Origin of the sequence: Candidatus Marithrix sp. Canyon 246 (assembly GCF_001723685.1) — a bacterium.
Taxonomy (GTDB): domain Bacteria; phylum Pseudomonadota; class Gammaproteobacteria; order Beggiatoales; family Beggiatoaceae; genus Marithrix.
On sequence record NZ_MCBX01000037.1, the window covers coordinates 17,839 to 38,016 of the forward strand.

24 protein-coding genes and 3 pseudogenes are annotated in these 20,178 nt (G+C 33.8%); 20 read left to right on the forward strand and 7 right to left on the reverse strand.

Features of this window, described 5'->3' with window-relative positions:
• The first annotated feature begins 111 nt into the window (after window positions 1-111).
• Window positions 112-1,755, forward strand: a complete 1,644-nt coding sequence (locus BHU68_RS12305) for a hypothetical protein (RefSeq protein WP_069471218.1) — start codon at window positions 112-114, stop codon at window positions 1,753-1,755.
• Here the strand turns inward: BHU68_RS12305 and BHU68_RS12310 are convergent.
• Window positions 1,741-2,943: a sensor histidine kinase gene (locus BHU68_RS12310; protein ID WP_069471219.1), complete on the reverse strand. Its 1,203-nt coding sequence runs from the start codon at window positions 2,941-2,943 to the stop codon at window positions 1,741-1,743. The genes BHU68_RS12305 and BHU68_RS12310 overlap by 15 nt on opposite strands.
• A gap of 148 nt (window positions 2,944-3,091) precedes the next feature.
• Between BHU68_RS12310 and BHU68_RS12315 the strand changes: the two genes are divergently transcribed.
• The 13 genes and pseudogenes from BHU68_RS12315 (at window position 3,092) to BHU68_RS12350 (ending at window position 11,343) form a co-directional block, all read left to right on the forward strand.
• Window positions 3,092-3,436, forward strand: a complete 345-nt coding sequence (locus tag BHU68_RS12315) for a TusE/DsrC/DsvC family sulfur relay protein (protein WP_069471220.1) — start codon at window positions 3,092-3,094, stop codon at window positions 3,434-3,436.
• A 54-nt stretch (window positions 3,437-3,490) separates the two neighbouring features.
• A complete protein-coding gene (locus tag BHU68_RS12320; RefSeq protein ID WP_069471221.1) occupies window positions 3,491-3,760 on the forward strand; it encodes a DUF4389 domain-containing protein in 270 nt (89 codons plus the stop codon).
• A 3-nt stretch (window positions 3,761-3,763) separates the two neighbouring features.
• Window positions 3,764-7,159 (forward strand): annotated as a pseudogene (gene dnaE, locus BHU68_RS12325) (DNA polymerase III subunit alpha); the annotation flags it as partial.
• 309 nt (window positions 7,160-7,468) lie between these two features.
• Window positions 7,469-8,224: pseudogene (locus tag BHU68_RS17945) on the forward strand (helix-hairpin-helix domain-containing protein); the annotation flags it as partial.
• Window positions 8,216-8,491 carry a hypothetical protein gene (locus tag BHU68_RS18165; protein ID WP_338140379.1) on the forward strand — a complete coding sequence of 92 codons (276 nt, stop codon included), beginning with the start codon at window positions 8,216-8,218 and terminating at the stop codon, window positions 8,489-8,491. The pseudogene BHU68_RS17945 and the gene BHU68_RS18165, both read left to right, overlap by 9 nt.
• A gap of 4 nt (window positions 8,492-8,495) precedes the next feature.
• Complete coding sequence (locus BHU68_RS12330) at window positions 8,496-9,362, forward strand: RnfABCDGE type electron transport complex subunit D (RefSeq protein WP_069471223.1); 867 nt, start codon at window positions 8,496-8,498, stop codon at window positions 9,360-9,362.
• On the forward strand, window positions 9,359-9,661 hold the full coding sequence (locus tag BHU68_RS12335) for an AAA family ATPase (protein ID WP_069471224.1): 303 nt from the start codon (window positions 9,359-9,361) through the stop codon (window positions 9,659-9,661). Before BHU68_RS12330 ends, BHU68_RS12335 begins: the two co-directional genes overlap by 4 nt.
• Entirely contained in the window at window positions 9,645-9,809 is a 165-nt protein-coding gene (locus BHU68_RS17380; RefSeq protein ID WP_171899609.1) for a hypothetical protein, read from the forward strand. Before BHU68_RS12335 ends, BHU68_RS17380 begins: the two co-directional genes overlap by 17 nt.
• Window positions 9,810-9,841: 32 nt before the next feature.
• Window positions 9,842-10,180, forward strand: coding sequence for an AAA family ATPase (locus BHU68_RS12340; RefSeq protein WP_069471225.1), 339 nt, complete (start codon window positions 9,842-9,844; stop codon window positions 10,178-10,180).
• Window positions 10,181-10,453: 273 nt separating this feature from the next.
• On the forward strand, window positions 10,454-10,852 hold the full coding sequence (locus BHU68_RS12345) for an AAA family ATPase (protein WP_069471226.1): 399 nt from the start codon (window positions 10,454-10,456) through the stop codon (window positions 10,850-10,852).
• Window positions 10,853-10,938: 86 nt separating this feature from the next.
• Window positions 10,939-11,070 carry a hypothetical protein gene (locus tag BHU68_RS18425; protein ID WP_445082177.1) on the forward strand — a complete coding sequence of 44 codons (132 nt, stop codon included), beginning with the start codon at window positions 10,939-10,941 and terminating at the stop codon, window positions 11,068-11,070.
• The gene (locus BHU68_RS17385) at window positions 11,013-11,159 is read left to right on the forward strand and encodes a hypothetical protein (RefSeq protein WP_171899608.1); all 147 of its coding nucleotides are present in this window, start codon (window positions 11,013-11,015) and stop codon (window positions 11,157-11,159) included. The genes BHU68_RS18425 and BHU68_RS17385 overlap by 58 nt, the downstream gene beginning before the upstream one ends.
• Window positions 11,152-11,343, forward strand: a complete 192-nt coding sequence (locus BHU68_RS12350; protein WP_069471227.1) for a hypothetical protein — start codon at window positions 11,152-11,154, stop codon at window positions 11,341-11,343. Before BHU68_RS17385 ends, BHU68_RS12350 begins: the two co-directional genes overlap by 8 nt.
• Before the next feature lie 35 nt (window positions 11,344-11,378).
• Here BHU68_RS12350 and BHU68_RS16990 read toward each other — a convergent pair whose 3' ends face one another.
• From BHU68_RS16990 to BHU68_RS12360, 3 genes are all read right to left on the reverse strand, one after another.
• Window positions 11,379-11,546 carry a glycosyltransferase family 1 protein gene (locus tag BHU68_RS16990; RefSeq protein WP_141699491.1) on the reverse strand — a complete coding sequence of 56 codons (168 nt, stop codon included), beginning with the start codon at window positions 11,544-11,546 and terminating at the stop codon, window positions 11,379-11,381.
• Between the two features lie 108 nt (window positions 11,547-11,654).
• On the reverse strand, window positions 11,655-12,365 hold the full coding sequence (locus tag BHU68_RS12355; RefSeq protein ID WP_069471228.1) for an HNH endonuclease: 711 nt from the start codon (window positions 12,363-12,365) through the stop codon (window positions 11,655-11,657).
• Window positions 12,366-12,372: 7 nt separating this feature from the next.
• Entirely contained in the window at window positions 12,373-13,650 is a 1,278-nt protein-coding gene (locus BHU68_RS12360; protein ID WP_069471229.1) for an AAA family ATPase, read from the reverse strand.
• Window positions 13,651-14,134: 484 nt separating this feature from the next.
• Between BHU68_RS12360 and BHU68_RS12365 the strand changes: the two genes are divergently transcribed.
• Window positions 14,135-14,479, forward strand: coding sequence for an RnfABCDGE type electron transport complex subunit D (locus BHU68_RS12365; protein ID WP_069471230.1), 345 nt, complete (start codon window positions 14,135-14,137; stop codon window positions 14,477-14,479).
• Window positions 14,480-15,125: 646 nt separating this feature from the next.
• Here BHU68_RS12365 and BHU68_RS12370 read toward each other — a convergent pair.
• From BHU68_RS12370 to BHU68_RS17390, 3 genes and pseudogenes are all read right to left on the reverse strand, one after another.
• Window positions 15,126-15,563, reverse strand: a pseudogene (locus BHU68_RS12370) (exonuclease domain-containing protein); the annotation flags it as partial.
• A 2-nt stretch (window positions 15,564-15,565) separates the two neighbouring features.
• Window positions 15,566-15,916 (reverse strand): DUF6717 family protein, encoded by a 351-nt coding sequence (locus BHU68_RS12375; protein ID WP_069471232.1) that lies wholly within the window; start codon window positions 15,914-15,916, stop codon window positions 15,566-15,568.
• Between the two features lie 126 nt (window positions 15,917-16,042).
• On the reverse strand, window positions 16,043-16,195 hold the full coding sequence (locus tag BHU68_RS17390) for a hypothetical protein (protein ID WP_171899525.1): 153 nt from the start codon (window positions 16,193-16,195) through the stop codon (window positions 16,043-16,045).
• Window positions 16,196-16,600: 405 nt separating this feature from the next.
• Here BHU68_RS17390 and BHU68_RS12380 point away from each other — a divergent pair, with 405 nt between their 5' ends.
• From BHU68_RS12380 to rsmH, 5 genes are all read left to right on the forward strand, one after another.
• Window positions 16,601-17,038 (forward strand): hypothetical protein, encoded by a 438-nt coding sequence (locus BHU68_RS12380; protein WP_069471233.1) that lies wholly within the window; start codon window positions 16,601-16,603, stop codon window positions 17,036-17,038.
• 102 nt (window positions 17,039-17,140) lie between these two features.
• Entirely contained in the window at window positions 17,141-18,415 is a 1,275-nt protein-coding gene (locus BHU68_RS12385; RefSeq protein ID WP_069471234.1) for a matrixin family metalloprotease, read from the forward strand.
• A 223-nt stretch (window positions 18,416-18,638) separates the two neighbouring features.
• On the forward strand, window positions 18,639-18,899 hold the full coding sequence (locus tag BHU68_RS12390) for a BrnT family toxin (protein ID WP_069471235.1): 261 nt from the start codon (window positions 18,639-18,641) through the stop codon (window positions 18,897-18,899).
• Complete coding sequence (locus tag BHU68_RS12395; RefSeq protein ID WP_069471236.1) at window positions 18,896-19,195, forward strand: CopG family antitoxin; 300 nt, start codon at window positions 18,896-18,898, stop codon at window positions 19,193-19,195. Before BHU68_RS12390 ends, BHU68_RS12395 begins: the two co-directional genes overlap by 4 nt.
• Window positions 19,196-19,197: 2 nt before the next feature.
• Complete coding sequence (rsmH, locus tag BHU68_RS12400) at window positions 19,198-20,115, forward strand: 16S rRNA (cytosine(1402)-N(4))-methyltransferase RsmH (RefSeq protein WP_069471237.1); 918 nt, start codon at window positions 19,198-19,200, stop codon at window positions 20,113-20,115.
• Window positions 20,116-20,178 lie beyond the last annotated feature (63 nt).

Here is a 20,178-nt window from a genome sequence, read left to right on the forward strand (position 1 = left end):
TGTCATCTGATTTATGTTCGCCAAATGCTTTGGATAATATTTTTATTTTTATGATAGTCTATGATAAAATAATCATCATCTGATTTATGTTCGCCAAACCTATCAATTATCATGTCTCAATCAGTATGTCTCTACAGTGAACTTGAACCCTATAGTGGTTCTATTAGTCATAATCCTTCAGATTTGCCTCGTCTGATTCGGCATTTAATATATGCTTGTCTATTTTATGATGTGGTTGTTGTGCATCGTAGAAATGTATTGGAACATCCTCTAACATTACCAGCCTTTGAAATACTAAAACCATTTGTACAATGTGGTCAATTATGGACTAGTGCCAATGAATCCGACGGTTCGCCTGAGAATTATCTTGAACAAAAAACGCAAGAGTTAAAAGATTTTTTTAACAGCGACTATGTCAAAAAAATAAGCGCGGTGGATAATATTAAAGACAGGTGGTTGGATATCATACCGGCTGAATGGAAAATTACTAGAAACGCTAATGACCAAGCTAATTGGGTATTAAAGAATATTAATGATTATTTATATAAATATCAGAATAATAAATCATTATTTCCTTTACTTGATGCAGTTCAGAATATGCAGGATTTCAATAAAGAAAAAACATTAGCAATATTGGCTAATTTACGTGGCAAAATTTATCCAGCGGATTTATCTGAAATTGCCAATTTGATTCAAACCCAATTTATCAGAGCCGGTGCTAAGTTTAATAATAATGCAGTTATTTATCCCGGTAACTTGTACCTAGTCAAAGAACGCATTAAACACATGGATTTAAACTTAGACAGATTAATCAATAATTTGTCGGTGAAGGACCTATGTGAAGTAGCCCACGATCAGAAATGGTTAATGATTAGAAATGCCTTATTAAATAATATTTTGTATAAGGAAATTCAACAAGAAATATATTCAATTTTTAATAGTAAACAAAGCTTTCCAAAGCAAGTTGAGGAACTATTAAAGATGTCTGAGGTTCTTCCAATTTGTATGCCATCGTCTTGGGCATTAGTTAGCCAATCTTTACTAGGAACTGCCCATGCTGCCGCTAAGGATGAAGTTGGCAAAATATTTATTTTAGATTTAGATCATCGTGTGATTTATGAGAAAAACTCAGCAAATTCTCCAGTTAAACTGGGTCTGCAACAGACAAATTTGCTTTCCATTTTAGTTATTGCTGGAAAATTAGGTTTAACAGTTGAGCATATAAAACAATGGCTAATTGAATTAGATGCTTTTAAAAAGGAAAAGTTAAAATGGAAATCTCAAGCTGAACTCAATCCCAAATATCATGAGAAGTTTTTTGAATTAAGAAATAGAATTGATGGTTTAAAAAGGGACATAAATAAAAAACTGAAACCGCTTGGTTTGAGAATCGGTGGTGAAAAAGGTAAAGGAATATGGTATTTGGAAACTTACAATTCTGATCAAGACTTTGTTATAAAGTTGTATAACAGTGTTTGGGGAGAATTCTTTGAGAAAAAAGAAACAAATTACACTCCCCAAGGATTATCAAAACAATCAAAACTGATTTGGCAATGTTTATGGAAATTTTCTCCTAATCCTATTCATGCGAAAAAACTTGCAGAAATCCTTGAAAAGGAATGGAATGAAAATACTCCAAAGCAAATTTATAAGAGCGTTTATAAATTGAAACTACGCTTAAATAATGAACCTTGGATGATTAAGCATAGTTACTTGGGTGAATATGTGCTTGTGCCAAGACTAGAACATTGGTAAAATCAATTCAATAATTAATCCAGACTCATCTTCACGATTATATAATCGACAAGAGCCGCCATTTCCCCATACTATACTAGAAATCATTGCTAAACCTAATCCCATACCTTTTACTTCTCCTGTAAAATATTTTTCACTTTGATAGTAAGGTGTCCATACTTTATTTAATTCTTCATTCGGAAGTCCATTACCATTATCTGTAATAGATAACATAATTCTATTATTATCTTGTGCATGAATTGCGATTTCTATCGCAGGATTTTCTTCAGGATGAAATTTTTTTGAATTCGTAAAGGATTCGCGTATAATTAATTCTAGTGCCTTATAAGTTAATGTGATAGATTTTTTTTCTAGTTCCTTGTCTATTTCTATAGATATAGTTTTTATCTCTAAATCTGTTCTGATTTTTGTTAATAATGTTGATAAGTCTGATAACTTAAATTTATCATGATATTTAATTGCTTTTGATGAATCCATAAAACGCAATATTTCTAATATTTGATTGCGCAAGCGTTTGGCACTATCTTGTGCAATTTTTAACAAACCTTTTGCTTCTGTCGAAGATAAATCGTCTTTTTGTTCTAAAATTTGAAGACTAACTAAACCATGTAAAGGCGCACGTAATTTATGTGAAATCATAGATTGAAATGACCACACTTGTTGCTGCAAATTAATATGTTCACTTACATCGCGTAAGTGTACTAATTGATTATTAATATTATCAGATGGTTGTTCTAAAATATTAACTTGCAACCATAAAGCAGCACTTTGCTTAGATTCTGGGCGTACTAAATAACGAGGCAAGGTTCCTATATTTGGAACTGGCCAACTATCCCATGCAGCCGCTGGTTCACATTTTAAATTTTGTTTTTCTATATAATCAAAAAATCCTTCGGGAGTCAAATCATCTTTTAATCCCAAATAAAAACGCGCTGATGAATTAGCATATTCTATAATGTTACCGTTATTTAGTAATAAATAACCATCATTAGATTGTTCTACAGCCCATTCAAAACGAACCCGTTCTGTTAATAAACGACGATATTTTTTTATATCTAATACAACAAAATCTGCTGTAGCATCTTCATCATTCGTAAATTCATAATCATTTTCAGCAAGTATTTTTTTTAATGTTGATTGTCCTTGTTGTTCTTCATCGACAATCAATCTACAGTTTTTTTGAGGCATAGCCGATCCTAAAAAAGCATGTTTTTATTAAGAGTATTTGTAAATAAGGTGCAATGATTGTGACAAGTATTCCTTTATTTTACACTCTTGATATATTTTTTTTCTTCTATATATAAATATAGATTTTATAATAAGAGATATTAAAAAGATGGCATACGAAGTTAATGGTAAAACAATTGAAACTAATGCAAATGGTTATTTAGATAATATAGATGATTGGAATGAAGATGTGGCAAAAGTTATCGCAGATGGTGAAGGTGTTACTGAGTTGACTGAACGCCATTTCAATGTCATTAATTATCTACGTGATGAATATATTAATAATGCTGGTAATCAGCCTAATATGAGAAATATCGTTAAAGCCATGAAAAAGGTTATGAATGATAGCAAGTTAGATAGTAAATCTCTTTACCAGCTATTTCCTAAAAGCCCTGATAAGCAAGGTAGTAAAATTGCTGGCTTACCAGAAAGTAAGCGTAAAGGCGGATATTAAAAATTTAAACAAACCTGACAGGTTTTAAAAACCTGTCAGGTTTTATTAATTATTATGCAATTAAAAGAAAATATCAAATCCAGCAATGTCTGGATGCGCGGTTTTTTTATATTTTTATATGCTATGATTTCTTATGTCGCTATTTCTTTGACTTTTTTTGTGATATTTTTTCAGTTCGGCAGCCTATTATTTACAGGTAAGTTGAATCAACGTTTATTGCCTTTTAGTCAAAGTCTTAGCATTTTAATTCATCAAATATTTAATTTTTTAACATTTAATAGCGATGAAAAACCCTTCCCATTAGGCAATTGGCCCACAAAGTAAAGCGTGAAACGTTTTGTTCATTTACATCTTCATACTGAATATTCATTAATTGATAGTCTGATTCGTATCAAACCGTTAGTACAGACGGTACGTGATGCGAAGATGCCAAGTTGTGCTATTACTGATTATAGTAATTTATTCGCGCTGGTAAAATTTTATCGCGCAGCACAATCTCAAGGCATTAAGCCTATTATTGGCGTTGATGCGCGATTGTATCATAATGATAATTCAGCTTCTCATTTAGTATTATTATGCCAAAATAATATTGGTTATAATAATCTTACTCGTTTAATATCTCGTAGCTATACTGAAGGGCAACGTGATAATGTGCCTTATATCCATACTCAATGGTTAAAAGGTGCAACAGATGGCTTGATTGCTTTATCTGCTGGAATTCATGGTCATATAGGCAAAACTTTATTAGCGGAAAATTTTGAATTAGCACGAAAACATATTGAAGCATGGAAAAAATTCTTTCCAGAGCGGTTTTATTTGGAGTTACAACGCACTGGTCGTGCCAATGAGGAACGATATATTCATGCCGCTGTTGATTTAGCTTTAGAGGCGGATGTTCCTGTTGTAGCTACTAATGATGTTTGTTTTCTTGAGGCTGATGATTTTGAACCTCATGAAATTCGTGTCTGTATTCATGATGGTAAGGTATTAGAGGATAAAAACCGTCCACGCCGTTATACTTCTCAACAGTATTTGCGTTCTCCAGAAGAAATGGCAGAATTATTTGCCGATATACCAGAAGCAATAGAAAATACATGGTTAATTGCTGAGCGTTGTAATATAGAATTAAGCCTTGGTAAAAATTATCTGCCTGATTTTCCAGATATTCCTAAAGATCAACCAGTTGAGGAATATTTTCGTAATCAAGCCAAATTAGGTTTAGAACAACGTTTACCTACTTTGTTTGATACTAGCAGTGAGGATTTTGCTAAGCAACGTAAGCCTTATGATGAGCGTTTAGCTCTGGAATTGGATGTTATTATACAAATGGGCTTTCCGGGCTATTTTTTAATAGTTGCGGATTTTATTCAATGGGCAAAAGATAATGATATTCCAGTAGGACCGGGGCGTGGTTCTGGTGCTGGTTCATTGGTAGCATACGTACTTCGTATAACCGATTTAGATCCTATTCGCTATGATTTATTATTTGAGCGGTTTTTAAATCCAGAACGGGTTTCTATGCCAGATTTTGATATTGATTTCTGCATGGAAAAGCGCGATGAGGTGATCAAGTATGTTGCAAGGCGTTATGGGCGCGAGCGCGTATCACAAATTATAACTTATGGCACTATGGCAGCCAAAGCGGTAATACGCGATGTTGGACGTGTTTTAAATCATCCGCATGGTTTTGTAGATAAAATTGCTAAACTGATTCCGTTTGAAGTAGGAATTACGCTTGAGAAAGCCTTAGAAAAAGAACCAGCTTTAAAGAGCCGTTATGAGGAAGAAGAAGATGTACGCGCTTTAATAGATATGGCGCGTAGATTAGAGGGATTAACTCGTAATTCAGGCAAACATGCTGGTGGTGTTGTAATTGCTCCTACTGTTTTAACAGATTTTACGCCGCTGTATTGTGAGCAAGACAGTACAGATTTAATGACTCAATTTGACAAAAACGATGTAGAAGCAGTCGGTTTAGTTAAATTTGACTTTTTAGGTTTAAGAACACTTACTATTATTAAGTGGACATTAGACACAATCAATCGTTTTGCTGAGAAATCAGTAGATATATCGAAAATTCCTCTGGATGATGCCGCAACTTTTGAATTACTCAAACGAGCTGATACTACAGCAGTATTCCAATTAGAATCATCTGGCATCAAAAAACTGATAAAACAATTACAACCAGATTGTTTTGATGATGTAGTTGCATTAGTAGCATTATATCGTCCCGGACCCTTGCAATCTGGGATGGTAGAAGACTTTATAGCGCGAAAACACGGACGTGCTAAAGTTGAATATCCGCATCCTGATCTTGCACATATTTTGAAACCAACTTATGGTGTAATTGTTTATCAAGAACAAGTTATGCAAATTGCTCAGGTGTTGGCTGGGTATAGTTTGGGTGGGGCAGATATATTGCGTCGTTGTTTAAGTGGCTCAACTCAAATTGTAGATGTAAAAACAGGAAATTTATTTACTCTTAAAGAAATAGCTTCAAAACCAAAATATTGGCTAGGGCGTAAGATATTTTGTCTAAATTTACAGACACAAAAGATTAGTAAGCAAAAAATTACAGCCATTTATCCTAATGGGGTTAAAGATGTATGGCAAATAACAACTAAAACTAATCGTAAAATTAAAGCTACAGGTGATCATCTTTTTTATACATTATTAGGCTGGAAACCTTTAGACTCTTTTAAGGTTGGAGATCGCATAGGATTAGCTAAAACACTTCCTATAACAAATAAATCAAAGATTTCTGATGCTCAAATAAAATTAACAGCTTACCTTATTGGTGATGGACATCTTCCTGTCAAAAAGAAAAATAATAGTTATTTCTGCAATACTGATTCTGAATTAATTACTGACTTTAATAATTGTTGTAATGAACTTTTTGGCGATCCAGCACCAATTGATTACCAAATACACCCCGGGCGTAAATCTGTAGCATATGCTAGAGTTGGTCATTTAGCAGCTTTCAGAGATTGGATAGATCAGCATATTAAATGCGCACTATCCAGAGATAAAGAGATTCCTGATTGGGTATTTTCATTATCTAGTAATCAATTACAATTATTTTTAGGAACTTTATGGTCAACAGATGGGAGCTTTGACAAAACAATTGGACATAGTGATTATAATTCAACATCTAAAATTCTAATAATCCAAATTCAGCATTTATTATTGCGTTTAGGTATAGTTGCTCTATTTAATGTCAAAAACAGTATCTATAAAAATAAACCTTACATATCTTATAGAGCGCAAATAACTGGGCGTGAAGATATGCTTAAATTTTGCAAGTTGATTCAACCATTTCTTAGTGAAGACAAGTCGAATAGAGCTAATATTTGTTATCTAGTAATTAAAAATAAATTAAAAAATTACTCAAAACATACAATTCCACCAGAAGTTATTACACTAATTGCAGATGCAAAAAAAAGCAGCTGTATGACTTGGAAGCTGATTGATCAAGCGGCTGGTATGAAAAGTGGCTCAATGTCATCAGGTTTAAATTTTAAAAAGCCTCCTACTAGGAGTTTAGCTCGTCATAGGGTTCGCAACTTTGCAACAGCCTTAGAAAATAAAAAATTGATGCAAATTGCAGAATCGGATATTTTTTGGGATGAGATTGTTAGTATTGAGCATATTGGTAAAGAAGAAGTTTTTGATTTAACTATTCCAGAAACTCATAACTTTATAGCGAATGATTTTATTGCCCATAACTGCATGGGTAAAAAAGTTCCGGCTGAAATGGCTGAACAACGAACCATATTTCTAAAAGGTGCTGCTGCCAGAAATGTTGATGAACAAGTTGCCACTTCGATTTTCGATTTGATGGAGAAATTTGCCGCCTATGGTTTTAATCTAAGTCATAGTGCTGCTTATGCTTTGGTTTCTTATCAAACTGCTTGGTTAAAAGCTCATTATCCTGCCGCTTTTATGGCTGCGGTGTTATCTGCTGATCTTGATAATACTGATAAAGTTGTGATGTTGGTTGATGAGTGTCGCGCTATGAAGTTGAAAATTTTGCCGCCTAATATCAATCTCTGTGATTATAAATTCACTGTGGTAGATAATGAAGATTTGTCTATTTATTATGGTTTAGGTGCGATTAAAGGAGCTGGTGAAGCGGCTCTTGAAAGTATTGTTGCGGAGCGTCAAGAACATGGAACTTTTAGTGATTTATTTGATTTTTGTAATCGCATAGATTTACGTAAAGTTAGTAAGCGTTTATTAGAACCTTTAATAAAATCAGGTGCTTTTGATGATTTAGGTCCTAATCGTGCAATTACGATGGCTTCTTTAAATACTGCTATTAAAACTGCGGAACAAAATTCTAGTAATACTGCCGCTGGGCAAAATGATATTTTTGGTAATTCAACTAGTAACAAAAAACCTGAATTTGTTAAAGATGTACCTAATTGGAATGAAACTCTACGTTTAAATAAAGAAAAAGAAAGCTTAGGTTTTTATTTAAGTGGGCATCCTATTACTCCATATTTGCCTGAATTAAAAAGAATTATCCATACTAGTTTAGCAAATATTAAACCTACAGAAAGAAAGAAAACTGTACGTGTTGCTGGTTGGTTGATGGATGTGCGTGTTAATACTAAGCGTGGGCGTATGGCTTTTTTAAGCTTAGATGATAATACCGCGCGTATAGATGTAAAAGTTTATTCTGAAGTTTATAATCAAGTCTCTGAATTGTTGGTTAAAGATACTCTATTAATTATAGACGGATCAGTGCGTTCAGATGATTACACTGGAGGTTATAGTATGACTGCACAAGGCGTTTCAACTCTTGAAATAGCTCGTGAAAATTTAGCCAAGAGTTTGGAAATATATGTTTCAAACACATCTGATAATTTAGCTGAAAAAATAGTTAATAGCTTGACTTCTCATCGTGATGGAAAATGTCCAGTTACAATTCATTATAAGCGTCAAGATGCAAAAGTAGATTTACAACTAAATTGGCGTATTAAACCTGATACCAACTTAGTGGATGAATTAAAAAATTTGCTTGGGGAAGATCAAGTTAAGGTAATATATTAAAGATATGGAATTTAAAGTTTCAAGCGCACCGTTTATACATAATAACAATACAGTCTCCAAAATGATGCAACAATTACTCTATGCTCTAATACCGGGTATTGTTGTATATGCGTATTTTTTTGGTTGGAATATTGTTGTTAATTTATTTTTAGCTACTATTACTGCATTGACTTGTGAAGCTTTGATGCTATGGCTACGCAAACGCCCTGTACGCCAATTTATTAGTGATTATAGTGCGATAGTAACAGCGTTTTTACTAGCTTTAGCTTTGCCACCATTTGTGCCGTGGTGGATTACTGTATTAGGAACAGCTTTTGCGATTATTGTGGCTAAACATTTATATGGTGGTTTAGGTTATAATTTGTTTAATCCGGCAATGGTTGGCTATGCTGTGTTATTGATTTCATTTCCATTACAGATGAGTGATTGGTCAATAATATTAGATACAATAAGTGGCGCAACACCTTTAGAGACGATGAAAACTGAATTAAGATGGCAATGGATAAACGCTGCATTTCTGTTAGGTGGCTGCTGGCTGCTGTATAAACGCATAATTACTTGGCATATTCCAGTAGCAATGCTAATTAGCTTAATTATCATATCAGGAATATTTTTTCTGATAAACCCAAATTTATACCCAAATCCACTATTTCATCTTCTAAGTGGCGCAACAATTATGGGAGCATTTTTTATCGCAACAGATCCAACAACAGCGGCAACCTCAAATAAGGCTCGATTAATTTATGCCGCTGGAATTGGGATATTAATTTATGTGATTAGAACTTGGGGTGCTTATCCAGATGCAGTGGCTTTTGCGGTGTTGTTGATGAATATGGCTGCTCCTACTATTGATTATTATGTTAAGACTTGAATAAAAATGCTACTCCAATTTATAGTAAAAAATTTTATGTGCTTTGCCGAAGAAACCATATTTTCTATGGTGCTAACGCGCATGGTAAAACCAAATTTATTGAAGCCATAGGCTTTGCCAAACAGCTTATTGTTAATGGAATTCAAGGCACTAAATCCATTCCAGTAAAACCATTTCGTCTTGATAAAATCTTGCGAACTCAGCCAAGTCAGTTTGAATTTATTATTTTTTATCAAAATATTCGCTATCATTATGGATTTATTATTAATAACCAACGAGTGCTTGAAGAATGCTCCTAACAAAAGAGAATTACGTTATTTCGAGCGTGTTACTTCAGAAACGGGCAAAGTTACTGTTGAATTAGGTGGTTCATTAGCGCGTAAAAATACTAAACAAAGACAATTTCTTGAATTTGTTGCCCAAGGCACACGCCCAAATCAACTCTAATTAGAGCCAATAAAGAAAAACCCTCAGTTATTATGTCTAGTAAAGGCAAATCCTATACCTTATCTGCTAACGAATTAGGCGAACCAATACTTATTCGTTTAGAAGCACAACATCATGGAAATGATGGAAGCGTTGTATCTTTTGATTTTGCCAAAGAATCAGCGGGTACACAACAACTTGCCCATTTCTTACCAATATTATTTGATTTATTAAGCTCAGAAAAAGTTTATATAGTTGACGAACTAGATCACAGTTTACATGCCTTACTACCCAAACTATTCTTAGATAATAAATCTCAAAATGAATTCAGATTTAAATATTTAAAAGGCTTATCTTCAAGGGCGATTTGGGGGAATTCCTTTTGTTTCTGAGGAATCAGTAATTAAAGACAATGGTTTTCAATAGACATCTCCCTTAATAAATAAAACTGGTCTGTAGTACAACGAATTAAGAAATAAACGAAACGAATCATATCAAATTCGTTTATTTCTTAATTCGTTGTACTAACAAAACAATTTTAAGCCTGTTTAATTATTTTAAAGCAAGATGGCTGAATCAAGTTGGAACACATGTTTATAAAGTTGTTGAACAGTTAATAACATGAGACGATTTCTTAATATATTTTTTAGCTGAACTCCATAATTATGTTACTAAAAAAATTAATTTTAAAAGCTTATAAATCACACAATAACACCCAAATTGATTTACATAACTTAAATGTATTTATTGGTGCCAATGGAGCTGGAAAGTCCAATTTCATTTGCTTTTTTAAATTATGGAAGACAGCACATCATCTTTCCGATGGTACACTAAAATTCTTATGTCTGGCGACGGTTTTGCTTCAAGCACAAGCACCTACAAGCATTATTCTTGATGAACCTGAATTAGGCTTACATCCTTTTGCTATAAATATTTTAGACGGGTTAATACGCAGTCTATCTAAATCAAAGCAAATAATTTTATTAACACAATCAGTGAGTTTGCTTGATCAATTTCAAGCGGATGATGTGATTGTCACACAAAGGATTAATGAAGTATCTTAAAGGAAGCGATTGGACTAGGTTAAATTTTATTTCCAAACACTGCACCTTCCAAAAGATTATTAAATTTATACGAAGGATATGAGAAAATAACTCACAGATGTGATGCAGCAGAATTTATAGGTTTAACTTTAATTAGGAAAAAATGTTATTTATTTAATAAATGGATGAATACTTTAGAAGCCTTGCCAAAAACAACTTTGCGCAAGCTTGGAAATTAGGGGTATCAACTTATGCTTATGCTAAGATAGAGCGATGTGAGACAAATGTTGGTCATGATAGGCTTAGGCAAATTGCTGAGGTTGGATGAAAAAAGTGTATTTAATTTATTTGATGCTAATGATAACAATACTCAATGCAATGTTAATTTACAATTAGCTGATCAAACAGAACTTCAACATGAATTAGAAAAGGCACAGTTAATGATTGAACTGCGGGATAAAGAAAATGAATTATTAAGACAACAGATAATTGACTTACTTCAAAAGCCATAGAATTAGTGGGGTGGGCAAACTTGTTGCCCACTCTACTAAATTAACCTCCGCATCTTCTCCAAAAACACCTCAGTTCTAAACAACTGCGCCCTTTTCTCACAAGCGGCACGCATAGTCAAAGCCTTATCTTTAGACATAACAGACACAGCCTCTGCCACACCAATTACTGGCTTACCGGCTGTCATTGACTCAACCGGAGACATACCAAAATATTCTTATATTGGTATATTAATATTTGAATAGCCTGCTGCCAAACTCCTTAAACATTCTAAATTTCACTTGTTTATCAGCAACTGTTAGATAAAGAAAAATTATAATTCTCCCCGGAGACCATGAACCGGCTGACCATTTGAGTCAAAGCATAGACAACAAGTGCCCGGGAAAGCTTGAATCAACCTATTCAACATATCAAAATCATCATGAAAAACAGTCATCCAGATTGACCATAACCCCTGAATTTTTGCATTCATTACAATGAAATTCCGCATTTTAGGATTATTATTCTGAGCCAACTGAGTTTTCGCTAAGTATGCTAAATCCCAAGCCTCTTGGCGGTGGAGCCAACGTTTATCTTTTGGACTCGGTTTATTCAGGGTATTTGGATGTCTATCTAAGCCAGTCAATTTAAGTGTTTTTTGTGCCTTAGCGTAAGCAAAAGCCTTCAATGCAGAGTTAATTTCAATCATACCACTCGGTTTGTAAACAAACACACGAAAAGTATTATCTAGTGAAGGCCAATAATAATAAGACTGAGTAATATCATCTCGAACTTTGGTTGATTTAGTAGAATTGCAATTAGTACAAGCCAATAAAAAGTTATTCCACGATAATTCAAGTTGCGGTTGAGAATTTTTGGATTGAATATGCTCAACAGCCAAATTAGTTTTTATTGGTCTTTCACAATATGAACAGTATTCGCCTATACGACTAATTAAGTCCGGCTGTGCTTGGTTGTATTGATTATATTGTTTAGATTGACCTTTGGCATCAGTAGGAATATCACCTCGTTCAACTGGTCTCATATCAAATTTACCCTAGCCCCATCGCTTCACGTTGCATTTCTAAAAAAGCATGATAGGAGATGTTATCGCTAAAAGGCGCAGCTAACTCATCTAATCGATTCTTTAGTAGTTGCTTGTTCTCCTCTGATGAACTTGTCTTGGTTTGTTCTAAAACACGGTAATATTCTTTAGCAGCAGCCATCATCTCTAAATAACGTTGGCTACGTTGTGGAATTTCTACCCCCATCTGATATTCAGCTATGTCTTCAATACTCTTATCTTCGTATTCAGTCGGTTGAGACTTATTAAGATCAATTAACTCACCATCACGCAAAGATTGGATAATAAAAGGAGAATGACTAGTTGTGATAAATTGAATTTTAGGAAAAGTAGTTTTTAAGCTGTTGACTATTTTCCGTTGCCAATTGGGATGTAGGTGCAAATCTATTTCATCAATTAATACTATACCCGGAGTCTCTAAGGCTACTTGATCTTCTAACTGTGGATTAAGAGAAGCTGCTTTATAAGTAATATCTGCCACCATTGCTAAAATAGTACGCTGTCCATCACTCAATAGATGAGCGGGAAGAATCTGCTGCTGAGCTTTCATTACTATGAGTTGATCGTATGGTATATCAAAATAGACAAATTCACAGCCTTCCAAACAATTTTTAACCGCAGATCGTAAGCCTTCTAATACTCCAATAGAAACTTTTCGCTGTAAGGCAGCAATTTCCATAGTTTTAAACCAGCGCATAAGCTGTTTTTCATCGGAGGCAGGATCAAGGCAAGTATTATATTCTGACAATCGGGAATTAGGTTTAACTATTTCAACTGTTTCCGGCTTTTGTAACCATAAGCGACCAGTTCCATAATAACTTAGCACGGGTAATATAAGAGACTTATCACCAGCCCTCACTCTTTCTTGTAATTGTTTCGCCTTCTCAATGATTAGTGAAGCTTCGTGGAGAGTTGTTTTATTTCCTTCCTTAATCAATTGCCAATTGATGATACCGGTATCATTTACTTCACCTTTACAATTTACAATTGTTGGGGATTGCGGTTCAAGTTTTAGATCTTGTCCTAATTTATATCCAATATGACGTATTTCGGTTGAGCTGATAGTACGGGAATTAATATCATCAAAACCTAATAATAGGGCACCCATTCCCACTGCCAAGGCATCTAGGATTGCAGTTTTTCCAATACCATTATCACCACTTAAAACGTTAAATCGTGGCGAAAAATCAATCATTTTGTGTTCAAAACCTTTGAAGTTTGTTACTTCAAGATGGTCAATTCTCATCTTATCATTTCCACAATTATATTATTAATACAATTATACAATTATACAATTATTAATATGATTTAGCAACAAAGTTATGCTAAAATAAGGGATTTTTAAACTTATGACGCTGTCTAAAAAATTGAAATTACTTCGCTCATATAAAGGTTTGACACAAGAACAAATAGCAGATAGATTTGGAGCAGTTAAAATAATTACCAAAATTGAAAATTGAAGCTTAATTATCATATAAGAAATATTTTTTTGATAAACCCAAATTTATACCCATAATTATGTTACTAAAAAAATTAATTTAGCTCAAAAACTATTTGATATATTGACACCTTAGCTAGTATTACAGCATTGACTTGTGAAACTTTGATGCTATATACGCAAACGCCCTGTACGCCAATTTATTACTGATTATAGCGCGATAGTAACAGCTTTTTACTAGCTTTAGCCTTGCCACCATTTGTGCCGTGGTGGATTATAGCTAAACATTTATATGGTTGGCTATGCTGCATTTCTGTTAGGTGGCTGCTGGCTGCTGTATAAACGCATAATTACTTGGCATATTCCAGTAGCAATGCTAATTAGCTTAATTATCATATCAGGAATATTTTTTCTGATCAACCCAAATTTATACCCAAATCCACTATTTCATCTTCTAAGTGGCGCAACAATTATGGGAACATTTTTTATCGCAACAGATCCAACAGCGGCAACCTCAAATAAAGCTAGATTAATTTATGTGATTAGAACTTGGGGTGCTTATCCTGATGCGGTGGCTTTTGCGGTGTTGTTGATGAATATGGCTGCTCCTACTATTGATTATTATGTTAAGAGTTGAAGTTCTAAAGGAGTAATGCCATTAACTTCAAATAGTACAACGAATTTACGGAATAAACGAAAAGAAGTCAGCGCAGCTAATTTTAAATAGCACCTCAATATTTTGCACCAGACAATGAAATATTTTTCATCTCAGATAGTTGTTTTTGACAATAATTCTTTTTTGATTACATTGAAGGCTGAGGCTGTGCAAGCCAATCTGGCAAATCTTCTGTTGGTTTTATTGAACGATAATAATCAAGAATTGCATTTGTTGTTATCTGATATAACCAACTTTCAAGTTTAGTGTCATCTTTGAGGGAATTGCTGAGAAAAAAAGAGACTTTATTCTTGTTTTAAAACAGCAAACCAAACTATTAAACATATTCCACTGCTGGAAATGGTTCAATAGGAATACGTAACTCTTTTTCCTTCAAAGTATTGCTCTCCACAAAATTCGCACTGTTAGCAAGGAACATCATCCATTATTAGTAAAGCCTACCACATTACAACTTTCACCTCTTCCACTTTCTTGATCGGCATGTATGGAAAAATAATCTTCATCATTCTTGATCTTATTTTTTATCCATTCTATATCAAACATGGTCTTTTATTTCAATACGTTTCATAACATACATTATAGCACAAATCTTACCATCACTATTTGCCCACTTAAATACATCATTTTTATACAAAAAAAACATAGTAACAATTGGCAACAAATCCATACGACGGCAAGAATTCTTATATTGATGAGTATAAGGAGCAAGTAAATTTCTATAAAAACAAAAACGTAAAAACTCATCATCAAATTTTAAATTGTTATAACCAATACTAATAGTATTAGGCTGATTAATTAACTTATGTATTTTCTGAACCGCCTCAAATTCACAAATACCTTGTTGCATTGATTTAGCGATAGAAATACGATGAGTAACACTAGCTTGAGGAGAAGGAATAATATCGGGGCGTAATTTGACATAAAACTCATGCCGCTCAATTTCATTAAAGCGAATATCAGTACGAATAGCGGCAAATTGTAAAATTTGATCAAAAGCTTTATTTAAACCAGTAGTTTCTAAATCATAAAACAGATAAGTATTCATAATTACAATTCAATAACTTCAGCTTTACAATAAAGTTCTGAAGGTGCTTTACTAAAATAATGATACAAAGCTGGGCACAACCAACCTTCTAAACCTTGTTCATCCCAACGATACCAATTTCCTTCATCTTCTTCTCTATCCCATACTAATTTAGCTTGATGATTAGGAAATGGTTTAGCAGAAAATAACAACTTAAAACCTTTTTCAGCATTAGGAATATTTTGAACAAATAAATCTATAATTTCAGGCATACCTTCAACAAAAGGTTCCTGTACAAGCCCCACACGCTCATCATCAAACATCCAAGTACCTTGATGACGATAGGGGAATATTACCATGATTGAATTTGACATAATTTTTAAGGAAAATATTTATAGAAATCTCTTCGATGCAAGCATCGCACAAAAGTCACGACTTTTTCTGCCTTCTTATATAATCTTTGCTTATATGCAATCCCTGTAGTTATAGGTTAAATAGTCTCATAATCGCTCCAAATTTAGATAATAATCCAATTCTTCCTGAGAAAGAAAATCATTTGAGTTATCTTTGATAGCCGATAATTCAATATCATTCTCATCAAAACTTAAATTACCCTCTGGTAATAATTGACTATCAAAAGATACCATATTCATAATAGCAACCTTTTCTTAAATCTCACAGATAACGAATCTTACCATGATTGAATTGGAAATTGGTATAATTCAATTCTTTTATGATTTGATGATCACAATGCCCACAAAAAAAATTACATCAATTTATATTATATGCTAATATATAATATAGGTATAGTTAATAGGTAGGCTATGCCGAAATTTATATCAATATTAAATATAGGAAATTAATAATGTACGAAGCTTGTTAATATTTTTAGCAAGTGTATTATTTACCTTTGTTTATCTCTCGACGGCACAAGCTGCTGTCATCCAGATGGATAGAGAAGAAGTTATTCAGCGTTCCAAGTTGATCTTGGTGGGTACTATATTAGATAAAACACCTCGTTGGAATAAGAAAAAAACCTGATCGTAACTGATTATCGCTTGAAAGTTGATGAAGTGCTATTTGGAAAAGCAAAAAAAGAGCTAACTTTAACTTTTGCTGGTGGTTTTTTGCCGGGTGAAGGCGGACACCGCATTTCTGAGGTTCCTAGTTTCACAGTTGGAGAACAAGTTCTATTAATGCTTGATAGTCATGATAGACCATCGTTTAGTCCAGTTACCGGAATGTATCAAGGCAGTTTTTCGGCAAAGAATTGGGATACTAATACTCAAAATATCAGAAGCAACAGAAATAAGCCAATCTCTTTTCAAAACTTCATCAATATAATCAAGCAAGAAATACCTAACGCTAAAAGTAAGCCATTACCAGATAGATCTGTCCCTAGTAATTTGAGACAATTTAACCGTAAAGATCTGCCTTCCAAAACCTATGATCCTTCCCCAATAGCACCATCTGAAAAATCATCAAACAGTGGATAAATTGCGCATAATTTTATATTTCTGGGAAAGAAGCAGCCAGCACCAATTGTCTTTTATCCGCTTCCAGAAAGCTCCAAATTTTCTCCATATGATAAGTATCAAATGGAATATTGGAATAAATATGCTGATATATTCCAAATCAGAACTAAGAGTGACAATAAGTGGGGCTGGAGAAATGGTCGTAATGAGATTGCTGGCTTTCTGAGTTCTGCTGATATGCTATTGAGATTTGGTTTCCCTTGGGACGATAATATGTTAGCTATAACTTTTATTAGTTGGTACAACTTGGAACCGAATACCATTATAGAGTCAGATATAGCCTTCAACAGTAAGTTTGATTGGACTACTAATGGGATTAGCACTAATCAGAATAATAATCTGGTTAATTTTAATTATATATGTCTTCATGAATTAGGACATGCTTGGGGGCTGGACCATAATTTCAAGGAAATTTCTATTATGAACTATATGCGACCTCAATATATGGTTTATGAACGCTTGTATGGTGATGATATAATAGCAATCCGTCAAGCCTTTCCATCAAATGTAATAGCTAGAACTGATTTAGGTGTTCATCTTTATTATTCATCTGGGATACAAGAAGTTTCAGACGCAGATGTGACTTTAAAGGTTTCATCTGGTGGCAATTTAACTGTTAATAACTACATTATTGAAAATGTTGGTACTAACACGATTTCATCTCCAACAATTGAGTGGTATTTAACGCCTAATATACATAGTTTCAATGATGCTATTAGCCTTGGTTTGACGACATATTCTTCTCTCAGCCCCAATAAACAATTTACAAGGACTTCAGTAGAGAGAACTTTAAAGATTCCATCTAATGTGCAGGCTGGTCGATATTATTTAGCAGCTAATGTTAGGCTGGAAGAGGATAGTGTGAAAGAAAATAATTATAGTTGGCTTAATCGCCCGATTACTGTCCTACCGAAATTTGTTGGTAATTTAACCTATGCTCCTAGTAATTCAGAGTTTGAGTATCTATTTATGAGGGATGATAAAAATAACTTATACGCACTATTGTTTAGTTCATATTTTGGTTTCTTAGAAAATTTAAGCAAGGCAGTAGATGGGCAAACCATTGCTGGTGATCCAGTCTATTATCGTGAAGATAATGGAACTGAGCATATTTTTGTGAGAGATACTAATAATCACTTACGTGAATGGTGGTGGACAACGGATAGCGGTTGGCATTTAGAAGATTTAAGCATTGCCGTAGGTGGACAAACTATTGCTAGTGATCCTGTTTATTATAATGAAAATGGTAAACAACAAATTTTTGCCATCGATTCAGAAGGCAAAATACGTCAATGGTGGTGGACAATTGAAACTGGCTGGCAAATGTTTATGATGTAATTGATTAATTTGGTCGGTTATCACCGACCCTACAAGCCTTAATTTATAATAAATAGCTGAAAGAAAAACCTGACAGGTCTGATGGCTTTTATTTGCCTTTTTTCTTCAATTATTTCAATCAGTGCTGCTTTACTGAGAGAATCGATAGGGAAAATTTAAAAAATTGAATTCAATGTAAATATTTGATGACAATAGGCACACATATATGTTAAAATAACTAATCATGAAACCTATTAACTGGAACCCAGATAAAAATAAAAAACTTATTGCTGAGAGAAATATTTCATTTGAAGATGTTGTTTTCTGCTTGCAATCAGGTGGATTATTAGATGATCTTGCTCATCCAAATCAACGAATATTCATTGTTTCTATTGATGAATATGCTTATTTGGTTCCCTATGTCGAGAATGATCATGAAATTTTCCTTAAAACAATAATACCAAGCAGGAAAGCAACTAAACAATATCTTCGAGGTAAAAAATGAAACAGTTTCAATTAGATGAAGAAGAACAAGAACTTTTGCAAGCATTTGAATCTGGAGAATTTGAATCTGATATGTCTCCTTCACGCAAGGAATTTATTGAGCAATCGGCAGCACAAACGTTTAAGAAAGATAAAAGAATTAATATCAGAATATCAAATCGAGATCTTGTAGCAATCCAAAGAAGAGCATTAGAAGAAGGTATGCCTTATCAAACATTGGTAGCCAGCATTCTCCATAAGTATGTTTCAGGTAGTCTATATGATATTACAGCTAACAAGTCAATTGAGATCAATTAACAATGTTAAACCACCAACCAGTTTTATTATCACCAGCATTAAAAGGCTTAAATCTACAACCCAATGGTATTTATGTAGATTGTACCTTTGGGCGTGGTGGGCATACACAAGCTATTTTAGATCAATTAGATCAAAATAGCAGGGTTTTAGCCTTTGATCAAGATCCTGACGCTGTTCAAGCGGCACAGTCTTTAACTGATAGTCGTTTTACTATTATTCATAGTAATTTTGCTGAATTAACTAAACATATAACAGGCAAAGTCAATGGAATATTCTTAGATTTAGGAGTGTCTTCACCGCAACTTGACGATGGAAGTCGCGGTTTTAGTTTTATGCGAGATGGACCATTGGATATGCGTATGAATCCATCACAAGGTATCTCAGTAGCTGAATGGCTTTCTGAAGCGAAATTAGAACAAATAACTGAAGTATTAAGAATTTATGGAGAAGAACGTCATGCTAAACGTATTGCACAAGCAATTGTAGCAGCGCGTGAAGAAGAAGCAGAACTTAAAACAACTCATCAATTAGCTAATCTAATTAGAGCAGTATATCCGAAAAGCAGAAAACCAGAATTAAAGCATCCAGCCACTCGTTCTTTTCAGGCTTTACGTATCTTTATTAATCGAGAACTGGAACAATTAAAAACATTATTAGAACAAGTATTAGAACTATTAGCACCCGGTGGGCGTTTAGTAATTATTAGTTTTCATTCACTAGAAGATCGTATAGTCAAGCGTTTTATTCGTGATTGCGTTCGAGGAGACGATTTTCCCATTGATTTACCAATTACCGCTGACGCTTTATGCCCCACTTTACGCGCCATTGGTAAACCAATATTCCCTGATGAAACAGAAATTAATGACAATCCGCGCTCTCGTAGCGCGATTATGAGAGTAGCGGAAAGAACTAACAACTAACTGATGTTACGCAGTTTTCAATAATTTATCCAACAGAACATATATTTCATCCAGATGTGCATT

Bases quoted from the DNA above. Each gene is read 5' to 3' on its own strand.
- BHU68_RS12310 (WP_069471219.1), bottom strand. From the start codon at position 2,943: ATGCCTCAAAAAAACTGTAGATTGATTGTCGATGAAGAACAACAAGGA.
- BHU68_RS12385 (WP_069471234.1), top strand. From the start codon at position 17,141: ATGGAATATTGGAATAAATATGCTGATATATTCCAAATCAGAACTAAG.
- BHU68_RS12395 (WP_069471236.1), top strand. From the start codon at position 18,896: ATGAAACAGTTTCAATTAGATGAAGAAGAACAAGAACTTTTGCAAGCA.
- BHU68_RS12315 (WP_069471220.1), top strand. From the start codon at position 3,092: ATGGCATACGAAGTTAATGGTAAAACAATTGAAACTAATGCAAATGGT.
- rsmH (WP_069471237.1), top strand. From the start codon at position 19,198: ATGTTAAACCACCAACCAGTTTTATTATCACCAGCATTAAAAGGCTTA.
- BHU68_RS18165 (WP_338140379.1), top strand. From the start codon at position 8,216: ATGACTGCACAAGGCGTTTCAACTCTTGAAATAGCTCGTGAAAATTTA.
- BHU68_RS12355 (WP_069471228.1), bottom strand. From the start codon at position 12,365: ATGAGACCAGTTGAACGAGGTGATATTCCTACTGATGCCAAAGGTCAA.
- BHU68_RS12375 (WP_069471232.1), bottom strand. From the start codon at position 15,916: ATGTCAAATTCAATCATGGTAATATTCCCCTATCGTCATCAAGGTACT.
- BHU68_RS12340 (WP_069471225.1), top strand. From the start codon at position 9,842: ATGTCTAGTAAAGGCAAATCCTATACCTTATCTGCTAACGAATTAGGC.
- BHU68_RS17390 (WP_171899525.1), bottom strand. From the start codon at position 16,195: ATGAATATGGTATCTTTTGATAGTCAATTATTACCAGAGGGTAATTTA.
- BHU68_RS12305 (WP_069471218.1), top strand. From the start codon at position 112: ATGTCTCAATCAGTATGTCTCTACAGTGAACTTGAACCCTATAGTGGT.
- BHU68_RS12365 (WP_069471230.1), top strand. From the start codon at position 14,135: ATGGTTGGCTATGCTGCATTTCTGTTAGGTGGCTGCTGGCTGCTGTAT.
- BHU68_RS12330 (WP_069471223.1), top strand. From the start codon at position 8,496: ATGGAATTTAAAGTTTCAAGCGCACCGTTTATACATAATAACAATACA.
- BHU68_RS17385 (WP_171899608.1), top strand. From the start codon at position 11,013: ATGGATGAATACTTTAGAAGCCTTGCCAAAAACAACTTTGCGCAAGCT.
- BHU68_RS12345 (WP_069471226.1), top strand. From the start codon at position 10,454: ATGTTACTAAAAAAATTAATTTTAAAAGCTTATAAATCACACAATAAC.
- BHU68_RS12360 (WP_069471229.1), bottom strand. From the start codon at position 13,650: ATGAGAATTGACCATCTTGAAGTAACAAACTTCAAAGGTTTTGAACAC.
- BHU68_RS16990 (WP_141699491.1), bottom strand. From the start codon at position 11,546: ATGTCTCCGGTTGAGTCAATGACAGCCGGTAAGCCAGTAATTGGTGTG.
- BHU68_RS12390 (WP_069471235.1), top strand. From the start codon at position 18,639: ATGAAACCTATTAACTGGAACCCAGATAAAAATAAAAAACTTATTGCT.
- BHU68_RS12320 (WP_069471221.1), top strand. From the start codon at position 3,491: ATGCAATTAAAAGAAAATATCAAATCCAGCAATGTCTGGATGCGCGGT.